General features: G+C 31.3%; 11 protein-coding genes. 2 read left to right on the top strand and 9 right to left on the bottom strand.

From position 1 onward, the window contains the following. Nucleotides 1–3 precede the first annotated feature (3 nt). The 8 genes from yihA to NPA10_RS02125 all read right to left on the bottom strand — a co-directional run bounded on the left by yihA (nt 4) and on the right by NPA10_RS02125 (nt 9,284). Nucleotides 4–567, bottom strand: coding sequence for a ribosome biogenesis GTP-binding protein YihA/YsxC (gene yihA, locus NPA10_RS02160; RefSeq protein ID WP_256547085.1), 564 nt, complete (start codon nt 565–567; stop codon nt 4–6). Nucleotides 568–595: 28 nt separating this feature from the next. Continuing rightward, entirely contained in the window at nt 596–814 is a 219-nt protein-coding gene (locus tag NPA10_RS02155) for a YneF family protein (RefSeq protein ID WP_256547863.1), read from the bottom strand. A 147-nt stretch (nt 815–961) separates the two neighbouring features. Beyond that, nucleotides 962–2,107, bottom strand: a complete 1,146-nt coding sequence (yqeK, locus tag NPA10_RS02150; protein ID WP_256547084.1) for a bis(5'-nucleosyl)-tetraphosphatase (symmetrical) YqeK — start codon at nt 2,105–2,107, stop codon at nt 962–964. A 2-nt stretch (nt 2,108–2,109) separates the two neighbouring features. Further along, the gene (gene rsgA / locus NPA10_RS02145) at nt 2,110–3,228 is read right to left on the bottom strand and encodes a GTPase RsgA (protein WP_256547083.1); all 1,119 of its coding nucleotides are present in this window, start codon (nt 3,226–3,228) and stop codon (nt 2,110–2,112) included. Beyond that, nucleotides 3,215–3,886 (bottom strand): YqeG family HAD IIIA-type phosphatase, encoded by a 672-nt coding sequence (locus tag NPA10_RS02140; RefSeq protein ID WP_256547082.1) that lies wholly within the window; start codon nt 3,884–3,886, stop codon nt 3,215–3,217. Before NPA10_RS02140 ends, rsgA begins: the two co-directional genes overlap by 14 nt. A gap of 57 nt (nt 3,887–3,943) precedes the next feature. Further along, nucleotides 3,944–6,418, bottom strand: coding sequence for a DNA gyrase/topoisomerase IV subunit A (locus NPA10_RS02135; RefSeq protein ID WP_256547081.1), 2,475 nt, complete (start codon nt 6,416–6,418; stop codon nt 3,944–3,946). Beyond that, a complete protein-coding gene (locus NPA10_RS02130; protein WP_256547080.1) occupies nt 6,408–8,327 on the bottom strand; it encodes a DNA gyrase/topoisomerase IV subunit B in 1,920 nt (639 codons plus the stop codon). The genes NPA10_RS02135 and NPA10_RS02130 overlap by 11 nt, the downstream gene beginning before the upstream one ends. 126 nt (nt 8,328–8,453) lie before the next feature. Further along, on the bottom strand, nt 8,454–9,284 hold the full coding sequence (locus NPA10_RS02125; RefSeq protein WP_256547079.1) for an aldo/keto reductase family protein: 831 nt from the start codon (nt 9,282–9,284) through the stop codon (nt 8,454–8,456). Between the two features lie 282 nt (nt 9,285–9,566). Here NPA10_RS02125 and NPA10_RS02120 point away from each other — a divergent pair, with 282 nt between their 5' ends. Together NPA10_RS02120 and nadD are read left to right on the top strand one after the other, a co-directional pair. Then, on the top strand, nt 9,567–10,568 hold the full coding sequence (locus NPA10_RS02120; RefSeq protein ID WP_256547078.1) for a nicotinate phosphoribosyltransferase: 1,002 nt from the start codon (nt 9,567–9,569) through the stop codon (nt 10,566–10,568). A gap of 1 nt (nt 10,569) precedes the next feature. Continuing rightward, nucleotides 10,570–11,619: a nicotinate (nicotinamide) nucleotide adenylyltransferase gene (gene nadD / locus NPA10_RS02115; RefSeq protein WP_256547077.1), complete on the top strand. Its 1,050-nt coding sequence runs from the start codon at nt 10,570–10,572 to the stop codon at nt 11,617–11,619. Here the strand turns inward: nadD and NPA10_RS02110 are convergent. After that, on the bottom strand, nt 11,579–12,094 hold the full coding sequence (locus NPA10_RS02110; RefSeq protein ID WP_256547076.1) for a TrmH family RNA methyltransferase: 516 nt from the start codon (nt 12,092–12,094) through the stop codon (nt 11,579–11,581). The two genes, nadD and NPA10_RS02110, sit on opposite strands and share 41 nt — an antisense overlap. Nucleotides 12,095–12,201 lie beyond the last annotated feature (107 nt).

Genomic DNA, 12,201 nt, shown 5'->3' with positions numbered 1-12,201 from the left:
AAATTATTTACGAGTTCAAGCTTTGATTAGTGCTAAAAGTTTTTCGGTATTAGTTTTTTTGCGTGCGCTAACTAACAAAATTTTATTAAGATCTAAATTCATTTTAGCAGCAATTAGTTTCAGTTGATGCTGTTGTTGACTGTAAGATAGCTTATCCATTTTGTTTAAGGCTAATAAGTAGTTATCAAATTTAGTGATTAAATAATCTTTCACTTCAACATCATGTTCAGTAATGACATTGATATCACAAACTTGAACAACAGCAATTAATTGGGGTCGATGTGAAACGTAGTTTTCAATAATAGTAGTTAATTTTTGTTTACGGTCATAATTTACTTTGGCATAACCATAGCCAGGTAAATCGATTAGTCAAAATGAGTCAAAATTATAAAAATTAACCGTTTGAGTTCGTCCAGGGGTTTTGGAAATATAGGCAATTGCCTGTTTAGCCAAACCATTAATTAATGAAGATTTACCAACATTAGACCGACCAACCAAACAACATTCAAATAAATGATTGTCAGGGTATTGTTCGGGTTTTTCAACGGCGATAATGAATTTAGGCATAGTTTAAAACTTCCAAATAAAAAACAAATTATGATTGTTTTTTGAATTGATTCATAATTTGCTTAATTTGTTTTTCAGATGGTTTACGCCCCATTTGCATGTACATTTGTCGGATTTGTTTTTCAGTAATGGGCGGGTTTTCGCGGAGTTGTTTTTTAAATACTCGCATTGCTAAATATCAACCAATGATTAAACCAGCAATTAAAGAAAAAAAGATGCCTAAACCCACACCCAAACCAACTGCTAAATCGTATTGGTATTGGCTGTATTTTAAAACAACTTCGTTAGCTTGGGTGATAGTGTTTGCTAATAAGGAAAGAAATTTCACGTTGATTCTCCAGTATAGATCTCAAAAATTAATTGTAAAGCATTAATCTTGTTTCTGATTTTGCTTTTAAAATTTAGTTGGATAAACAAATGGTTCAGGCTGAGATTCGTGCAAAGCAGCCGTTTCAGTCTTAACTAATTGATAACATTCTTCAAATTGGTTGTTATTTAACAAATCCCAAAACATTTTAAATTTTGGTGGGGTTCAAGCTGCTTCGCGTTTAGGCTCTAACCGATCAGCCAAGAAAACAATTTTAGTTAACGGATCGGGTTGGGATACAATCGGCATCGTATGTTGAGCAACTGCGCTTAGAATTCGGGAATTATTTAAATAATATTTGTGCTTTAACCATCAAGCCGCTACTGGTCCGTGTAAAACTTTTTTAGTGGGTCACCATTTGATTTTTAATTGATTTCGGGCAATATCAATTAAATCATGGGACCGCAATTCTTTGCACAAATCGTGATACAACCCAGCGATATAAGCATCAGCAATTAATTTTTGTTGTTCAGTTGGATCGTGTTTAGTGTCAGCATGATTATAAATTTGAGCAATTTTAACAGCTGTATCAGCAACTGCTAAACAATGTTGGTAACGTTCTTGACTGACCATATGTTTTAGTTGGGCTTTAGCATAAGTGCCGTATTGGTTAATATAATCAATCACTTTTTGATTTAGTTCGTTCAGAGTGGGGTTTAAAAATAAAGGTGGCTGATTAGGATTGTACCCATCATCATCTATATATTCAATTTTCGCATCATTTAAAAAATTCGATTTAAGTTGATCAATATCCTTATTTTTATAACAAATAAAAGTTACCATCGATTTAATTAAAGCTGCATCGTACAATTCAGAAAAAGTGCTTAAAGTTTCATAATCAACTAATAAATAAAATTGAGCATCTGGGTGCAAACTTTTTAATGCTTCTAAAGTATCGTAAGGATTTGATTTTTCTTTTTTTTGCAGTTCATAATCACTTACAAGATAGCGCGGTTTTAAAGGTTTGGGGATTGCTAATCGACACATGTGAATGCGTTCTTGATCAGAAGCAGAATGAATAGTTCCATACTGACCATAGTAACTAGGCAATAAATAAACCAAATCAGCATCAACTGATTGGGCTGCTTGTTCAGCAATTTTGATATTAAAGTTACTAATCGGATCAAATGCAGAGCTGTAAACAATGATTTTGGATGGGTGAGTTCTAGCCATAATTAAAGGGTTTTTCAGTAATTAAATTGAGTAATGTGAACTTGGGGAGGTAAATAAATTATTACACGAATTGCACTTGGAGTATGGATATCAATTCAACCAAAATCATCAATTACAAAATGGGTATTTTGATCTAGTTGAAATTCATGTTTGCTTCAGTTTTCAGGTGCTAGTTGTGTATCAGCATACTTTTGTAATTGTGGAAAATTGTTCAAAATTTCAAGTTGAAAATTTTCGTTTTTAGTATGGATAACTTGGGTTACATTCGGTCCATGATAGATGATGCTAATTTTATCATCTGAATTTTTATTTTTATCGACTTGTAACACTAAATAGTTTTCAAAAAAATAAGTACGAGATTGAGAAGATTGATAAATTTTTTTATGTCATTTACTTTTTTGTAAAGTTTTAATTTGACTTGGAGCCAAATATTGAAAAATGCCAAAACTACGTTGGGTTCCGGGAGTATCAATTAATTTTAGACGTTCAATTTTATTAGCAATAATATTTTTGGTGGTATTCAAATAACTTCCAACCAAATTAATTGTTTTGGCACCTAATTTTTTGGTTACACTATTGATTAATAATGATTTACCGACTCCAGAATTACCAACGAAATAAATTTGAAAGAATTTTTTCAAATAACTTAAAAAGCTATTTAATCCAACTTGATTTAATGCAGAAAGAAAAGTAATTTGGAAGTTGAGCTTTTTTTGTTTTAAAACTTGATCCCAAGCATGCTTTAAAATTGCTTTTTGAAAGTATGATATTAATTCGGATTTATTAATACAAATTAAAACATTTTTAGAAATTAAATACTGATCAATTTGTTTTAAAAGGCTCAAATTATAAATATCAGTAACAACAACAGTCAAAATTTTATTGGAATCTTTGTTATTGATTTTTAAATTTTGGAGGGTATTTAAAAATGTAGTTGTTTGGGATGGGTCAATACGGGGTGGTTTTTGATAGTGTTTTAATTGGTAACAACACTGGCATAAACTCACTTCAATGATTGGTTTAGGGGTATAGCCTAAATCAACAGGATTAGTACTTAATTGACTACCACAACCCTTACATTTTTTAGCAGAATCAGTTTGCGGATTTTTAGAGGATTTCATCATCGGTGCCTATAATAATTTTGGATAACTCGGATTGGTTTAACATATTGTTTTTTTGTAAAGCGGCATAAATATGATTTTCCACTAAATATTTAAAGCTTAATTTTTTAGTGATTTTATTGACTGGTAAATTGATTAGTGATGTTACTAAAATGCTTTTAGAACCTAATCAGTTAGCTGCTCAAATATCAGTAATAAATTGGTCGCCAATAATAACGGTTTGTTCGGGTAAAACATTATATTTTTTTAGCACTTTTGCAATTTTGTACGGAAAAGGTTTTAAAGCAATTCAAATTAAATCATCAATCATATCAATGCCTCGAAAGAAATTAACAACCCTCCGTTTGTGGTTATTAGAAGCAACCACAACAATCATGTCCCGACTTTTTAATTTGTTAATAAATTTCAAAGCATAACTGGTTGGTTTCCGCCCAAAAAAGGGGGCTAATGTGTTATCTAAATCTAAAACAACTAATTTGATTTTATTGCCGACTAAAGAGTCAACATTAATTTGGGACAAATTAGAGACAAAAATATTAGGACGAAAGTATTGGAATCAACTAAATAAAAACTTTTGGGGTCAAAGTTTATTAATCAATTTCTTACTTTCTTTTCATCAAGTTTTAGAAGAAGTAACTAGATTATTAATTTTTTTCATAACCAATTTTCCAGTTCATTTTTTATTAAACGCCCCTAAAGTTTGTTTTATTCATTACTAGAATAATTTGGCGATTGGGGTTTCTTTTTCATTTTGAGTAAATGATAAAGGTTGGGCAAATAAGGTTTCTTTTCAAAGATCGATAAAAGTTTGATTTTCCACCCCCGTGCCTAAAGCAGTTTTTCTAAATTGACTCACAGGTATTAAATCAATCGTTTCATCAGTAGTTTTAATTCATAAAAAATCTTTTTCAGTTAAAAAGAAACCACGTTCTAAAGTGGTTTTGGTTTTGGCCAAACTAAAACCCTGCAAAGCTAATTTATTTAAATCATTTTTATTATTAAAACTTATTTTTTTAATACCAGATTCAAATCATAAAAATAATTCAGCATTAGAATTAGCTGGCACTTCTAAACAACCAACAATTGCATCGTTAGGTTTTAACTTCATTGCTCGTTGTCCTGAAGAATTACGGGATAAACAATTAATACTATTAATTAAAACATGACTACCCATACTGTTTTTAGTTAAAAATAACACTGATCCCAAATTATCATTAATTAATAAAGAATCAACTAGTTGGTCATTTTCGCTTAATTTGATTGCAATCAAACCCCGACTAGATTTATTTTTAAGAAACTGATTAATTAAAACTTTTTTAGTTAGGCCGTTTTTAGTCGTTAATAAAACCATTTTGTGATCTAAATTTCACGTATAAGAAATGGGATGAATGCCAATAATTTGTTCGTGGGGATCAGTTTTTAAATAACTACTTATTACAGTTGGTAATGCGTTGAGTTTTTTCGTATCAATTTTAGCAACATTTAAAACATAAGCATTGCCAGTATTGCTGAAAATTAGTAATGAATCACGGTTATTGATTTCTATTAAATCTCGATAAAAATCATTGGCTTTAATTTTGTTATTTTTTAAATCAGTGAAATCGATTTTTTTCTGATCAATAATTTTTAATTCCTGGTTTTTGGTTCAAGTATAAAACACAGGTTTATCAGCTACCAAAACTTCTTCATTAACTTCTAGATTTAATACCTCTTCAGTTAATTGGGTTTGACGTTTTAAACCAAATTCTTTGTTGAATTCTAAGATTAATGATTTCAAATGATAATTAAACTGTTCTTGATCATTTAATAAAGCTTTAATGCGAGCTAAATTTTGTTCTAGTTCTTGGTGTTCTTCTTTAAAAGTGCGTACATCAGCTGCACTTAAGCGATACAAACGTAACTGAACAATGGCTTCAGCTTGTCTTTCACTAAAACCATACCGATCTTGCATTTTGGTTTTCGCATCTTGTTTATCAGAACTGCGGCGGATTAAAGTGATGATTTCATCAGTAATTGACAGGGCTTTAATAAAACCTAATAGAATTTCAATGCGCATTTCAATTTGGTTGACATCATATTCAAATGCTTTACGAATTACATCCTTAAAATGGGTTAAAAACGAGTTTAGTAACGATGGCATACTCATTAATTTGGGCTTGCGATTATCAATCACCACAAAATTAATTGGGTAGCTAATTCTTAATCGGGTTTTTTTGTATAAGAAATTAATGATTGTTGGAATATCGGCGTTTTTTTCAACATCAATGACAATTGATAAGCCGTTTCGATCTGATTCATCTCGAACTTCAATTAAATTAGGTAAATCATTATTTCAAATTAAATCATCAATTTCTTTAACAATCACTGCTTTATTAGTATCAAAAGGAATGTCGGAAAAAACAATTTGTTTAATTTTAGCTTGTTCAACAACTGTGTAATTGGCATGAATAAAAAATTTACCCCGCCCAGTCTCATAAGCTTCTTTAATACCTGTTCCCATTTCAATTGTTCCTTTAGTTGGAAAATCTGGAGCAGGTAAAATTTTTAAAATTTGGTTGACTGACAGATTAGGTTCATCAATTAATTTTAAAAGAACTTTTGATAATTCAGAAGGATTAAAAGGGGGGATAGTGGTGGCATAACCCCCAGCAGCAATTCCAGTACTTCCGTTAACTAATAAATTAAAAAATTGGGCAGGTAAAACAGTTGGTTCTTTTTTGGTGTCATCAAAATTATTGACAAAATTAACTGTTTTTTTGTCAATGTTTTTTAACATTCATTCACTCACTGCTCCTAACCGAATTTCTGTATAACGACTAGCAGCGGCTGGATCACCATCAATCGAACCAACATTACCGTGCATCTCTAATAAAAGAAGATTAGATTTTCAGGGTTGTGCCATTCGCACGATGGCATCATAAATTGAACTATCCCCGTGAGGGTGAAAATTCCCCATTACCTCACCAACTAAATTGGTGGATTTTTTGTGCGGATGCTTGTGGGTTAAATTTTTTAGATGAGCAACATATAAAATTCGGCGTTGAACCGGTTTTAAACCATCGCGTAAATCAGGTAAAGCCCGTTCTTGGATTACGTATTTAGCATACCGGCCGTATAATTCAGAAATAACTTCTTCTAACGGCCGTTCGATCATGGATTCAGCAACAGTAGCGGATTTTTTATTTTTCATAGATTTCATCCTCAGCTACGAAATTGACATTTTCATTAATTCAATCCCGTCGAATTGCAATATCATTACCCATTAAAGTTAGTACCCGACGTTCAATTAAGGAAATATTTTCCATCGTAACTAAAACTAATTGACGGGTTTCAGGGTTCATGGTAGTTTCTCATAACTGTTCTGGTTGCATTTCTCCCAAACCTTTAAAGCGTTTAATTTCCACTGATTCGTGTTTTTGTTTCAGCTGGTTAATTTCATGATTGGTTCAAACATAAAACGGTTTTTTAATTTTGGGTACTTTGACCATATAAAGGGGAGGATTAGCTAAATACACATGATTATTTTCGATCAATGGTTTCATGTACCGATAAAACAAAGTCAATAATAAAGATTGAATATGCGCTCCATCATTATCCGCGTCGGTCATGATAATGATTTTGCCATAATTAATTTTTTTTAGGTCAATGTCCTTACCAAAACCAACCCCAATCGCATTAATAATCGAAGTGATTTCATCATTGTTTAATAAATCAATTAACCGAAATTTTTCAGCGTTAATAATTTTCCCTTTTAAAGGCAGAATTGCTTGATTAAATTTAGAACGACAGTTTTTGGCCGAACCACCCGCAGAATCTCCTTCAACAATAAAAATTTCATTATCACTTGCTTTTTTAGATTGAGCAGGAGTTAACTTACCCGCTAACATTCGGGTGTTTTTTGCGGTTTTAATTTTACGAACTTCTTCACGGGCTTTTTTTGCAGCCACCCGAGATTCTTGAGACAAGATTGCTTTTTTGATGATTGCTTCAGCTGCTGGTTTATTATCGGTTAATCATTTACTAATTTGGTTAACTGCTACTTTATAGACAGCATTTTTAGCTTCGGGAGTGAAGAGTTTGTTTTTAGTTTGGCCTTCGTACATGATTAAACTTTCAGGAATATGCACTGAAATTACTGCTGAAATACCTTCTAAAATGTCGCTGGTTTCTAAATCGCCTTTTTTTAATAATTTATTCTTCTTAGCATAAGCGTTAATAACTTCAGTAATGGCGTTTTTAAATCCAATTTCATGACTACCACCTAATTTAGTTTTTACTGAATTAGCAAATGAAACTACACTATCATTAATTTCATCGGTATATTGAAAAGCAAGTTTCACACTAATTTTTTCTTCTTCGCCCTGAAAAAAACAAATAGGACTGATACCTTTACGGTTTTCGTTCATGAATTTTACATAACCAGCCAACCCTTCAGTTGCATTGAAAATGTGGGTGTTATTTTCTTGATCAGTAAAACTAATGATTAAATTTTCAAATAAATATGAAGTTTCGCGCAACCGTTCAATAATAATGTTGCTACGAAATTCACAAATAGGAAAAATTGTTTTATCAGGTTTGAAATAAACTTTAGTACCTCGGATTGTAGTATTACCAATTTTTTTTAGGGCTTGTTTGATTTTACCCCCATTATGAAATTGGGATTGGTACAAAGTTTTATCTCGGGCTACTTCAACAATTAAGAATTCACTCAAAGCATTAACCACAGATGAACCAACCCCGTGTAAACCACCCGAAACTTTATAAGCTGAATCACCCCCAAATTTTCCTCCAGCATGCAATTTAGTAAAAACAGTATCAACGGTTGAAAGTTTGGTTGTTTTATGAATTCCAACCGGAATGCCCCGACCATTATCTTGAACCATTACTGAATGATCAGGAAATAGTTGGATCACAATTTTATTAGCATACCCCGCAATTACTTCGTCAACACTGTTATCAACGATTTCTCAAATTAAGTGGTGCAAACCTTCTTGGTTAGTAGAACCAATGTACATTCCGGGCCGTTTTCGGACAGCCTCTAATTCTTCTAAGACTTGAATGCTCTCATCAGAATAGGAGTGGTTAGTTTTTTTATTCATATGAACTCTTTTGGCTAAATTTCTAATTAATTATTTTAATACACTTCTGAATAAAAAAATGTGGCCCATTAAAAAAACACCATTACGTTTTTAGTAATGGTGTTTTAAAAAAATAAAAAATCACAATTAAAGGTTGGTGTTTCGCTTCTGTGCACCAGCTTTAATTTTGTTAAACACATTGTTTTGTTCCCGATCAATTTCATCAAAATCAATTTCTTCGGTTTCAGGGCAAGTGTTGTGGTAAGTATTGATTTTATTTAGTTCTTCAATATCTTTGGCATTTAAATCGATTTCTTTGGCTTTGGCATATTCATCAATTTCTTTTTTGTTGTGTGCACAAATAATTGGAGAAATATCAAAGTACATTAAATAAGCTAATAAAATTTGAGGCACTGTAGCATCGTATTTTTCAGCAATTTTAATGATGCGTTTATCAGTTAGATTAGATTCAATATCGCCTAAAGGAGCATAGGCTTGAATTGCAATATTTTTCGATTTACAAAAATTAATTCGGTCCCAACGCATGTTATTAACTGATAATTCAATGCGGTTAAATTCAGGAAGATAGTTAGTAATTTCGTATAATTTTAAAATTAAATCCTTATCAAAATTAGAAACGCCAATTACTTTTACATTCCGAATGCGTTTACAGTCGACCAATTGTTTTCAGGCACTAATAGTCATTTTTGTGTCGCAATGTGGACGGTGTAATAAGTAAGAATCAATTTCTTGAATGTTACCTAATTTTTGCAGTGATGTTTTTAACGATTTATTAATTCCACCTTTGTACTGGGAAGGCCAAATTTTAGATTGTAATTCCATTTTCAAACTAAATCGTTTGTATTTAGTTTCGATTTTTTTAATTGCAATTCCAATCGCTGCTTCGTTACCGTACCTTCAGGCACAATCAATAAAATCAAATCCGGCATTTTGTGCGTTCTTAATTAATTCAGACAAAACGTCAGCATCTCTGGAATGTTTTGTGCAAAGCCCTAATTTCTTTAAATTATCCATTTGATCCCTTCGACAAAACTTTTCTACTTTATAGATATTACATTTTAACATAAAAAATTATAAATTTTATCACTATATCCCCAGTTTTTATAAAAAAAGTTTGGGTTTTAAAATCTTTTTGTAACCTGATTTTATTAGTAGATTATTTAGGATTAAAATTTAAGAATGATAAAATGACATCACTGATTCCTCGGGATCAATTAACAGATAAAATACTTTTAATATATGTATAAAAAACGTGATTATGCTGCTAATTACTTCTTTAAAGCCGAAGCAATTATCAAGCAATTCAATCCTGATGCAGTGGTAACCCTCCAATTTTTCCAACGTCACGACGATGCACTTTTAGGTGGAATGAACGAAGTTTTAGATTTGTTAACCACCGAAACTGATACTTCCAAATACATAATTCGGTATCTGCCAGAAGGTTCAATTATTAATAACAAAGAGGTTGTTTTAGAATTAGAGGGAAGATACGCTGATTTTGGGGTATATGAAGGTATGATTGATGGAATTTTAGCCCGAAGCACTTCAATTGCCACTAATGCGAAACGTTGTTTAGCTGCTGCTAATGGTAAAACAGTGGTTTTTATGGGTGACCGTTCTGATCATTATTGCAACCAGGAACGTGATGGAATTGCTGTTGAGTTAGCTGGAATTAAAATGCATTCAACAAATGCTGGAGCTCAAGGTAATGCTGATGTAGTTTTTGGCTCTATTCCCCATGCTTTAATTCAGAATTTCAACGGGGATTTATTAACAGTTATGCAACATTATGCAACCTTATTTCCTGAAGATCAAGACTTAGTGGCTTTAGTTGATTTTAATAATGATGTGATTGCTGACAGTTTAAAAGTATTAGCTTATTTTGGTCCAAAACTAAAAGGGGTTCGGGTTGATACTTCTAAAAGTATTCGAGATAAAATGTTTCCTGCTAATGCAAACGAATACGGGGTAACTCCGAACCAAATTAAACAATTACGAAAAGCTTTAGACCAGCATAATGGCCAACATGTACGCATCATTGTTTCTTCTGGATTTACTCCTGAAAAAATTGCTGAATTTGAAGCAGTTAACACACCAGTTGATGCTTATGGAGTTGGGGAGTATATTATGGGAATTCGCAATTTTTTCAGTGCTGATGCTACTAAGATTAATGGTGTAGAGTTAGCTAAAGTAGGGCGAAAATACCAATTTAATCCGCGATTAGTTACTTACAAAAAATAAAATGAAAATTGGTATTTTTGGCGGATCATTTAATCCCATTCACAAGGGCCATGTCAAAATTGCAAGAAACGCTATTAAAGTTTTGGGTTTAGACTTGCTTTATTTTGTTCCGGCTTATCGTAATCCTGACAAAATTAATCATAACTATGTTCTAGGTTATGATCGGATGCAAATGATTGATTTAGTTAAACCAGATAAGAGTGTGATTTCAACTTGAGAATTGTCTCAAGCGAAACTGAGTTACACCTTTGAAACAATCAATCACTTTAAAAATCATTATCCTAATGATCAGTTATTTTTTATTTTAGGATCAGATAATTTGGATCATTTAGATCAGTGAGAGGGCATTGATCAAATTTTAGCTCAATGTCAAATTGTTTGTTTCAAGCGTAATAAGCGCATTAATTGAACTAATTTGCACAAATTAGGAGTGCAATTAATTGATCAAAAATTATTCCCCGAATCTTCAACTGCATTTCGAGCTGGACAATTTGATTATTTAGCAGTTAAAGTAAAACGGTACATTGGAAATAATTATTTATATTTATTTGAATTATTAACAACTCATTTAAAACAAAACCCTGAATTAAAACCCTTATTTGATTTTACAATTCAAATTTTGAAAAGTTTTTTGCACAACCACCAATTAAAAGTTGATTTCTTGTTATTTAATGAAAATCATGCACGAATTCAAGAATTATGAACTAAAACAAAAATTAATTTAACTGCTTTTAAACAAATTCAATTTGATGAAGTGCAATTATTAACATTAATTCAAACTCACCGGTTATTTATTGATTTGTTGCCAGTGATTAATTTAGTAACTTTTATTGCATTAAAACCCAAAGATTTTGTTCGTAAAAAATTTGGAAACAATTTAGTCAAAATCTTTGAATGAGGTCAAAAATATTCGTTAAATAAAACCATATTAATGATTTTTGGCCCAACCCAAAAAACTAAAGTTCAAAAAAATTGAACCCTAATTTATCAATTATTATTCGAACCAATTTTTAGTTTTTACCAAAATGAATTCAAAAAGCATACAAACTAATTGCCACTGAGTTAGCTAAATTATAAGATTTATCAGTTGCGATTGGTTCTAACATAATACGAGGTTGGCAAACATGAATTTGTTCCAGTTTTGTCAATCCAAAAGTTTCAGACCCAAAAATTAAAAACAAGTTTTGGGCTTCCATGATTTGTTCAGTTTGTAAATATTTTTGTAAATTGATTGCTTTGTGTTTGCTAAAATAAAGCAACAAATTATTATTTTGTTTTTGAACTTGTTGATAAAAATCTGCTCAAGAATCATATTCAACAATTTCTACTTGTTCAATACAACCCATTGTGGCCCGAATTAATTCAGCATTTTTAAATTCATCATTTGGTTGTTCAAAATACCGTAAATTGCCAATTCAACCATAAGGACGAATGAGTGAAATTTTTGCTTGAAAAATATAAGCAGTACGAATGATATTGCCTAGATTTGCAGCGTTTTCGGGTTGATATAAAACAATGTGTAGCATTTAAATTCACCATTTTAATTAATTGATCAAATTAAAAAAAACATTAAAACTAGTTTTTTAATTTATAAATCAATATCAATAATCTAATAAATTATATCCTCTGATTA

It is taken from the genome of Mycoplasmoides fastidiosum, assembly GCF_024498275.1.
GTDB classification, from domain to species: domain Bacteria; phylum Bacillota_I; class Bacilli_A; order Mycoplasmatales; family Mycoplasmoidaceae; genus Mycoplasma_N; species Mycoplasma_N fastidiosum.
This window is presented reverse-complemented; position numbering and strand designations above follow the sequence as displayed.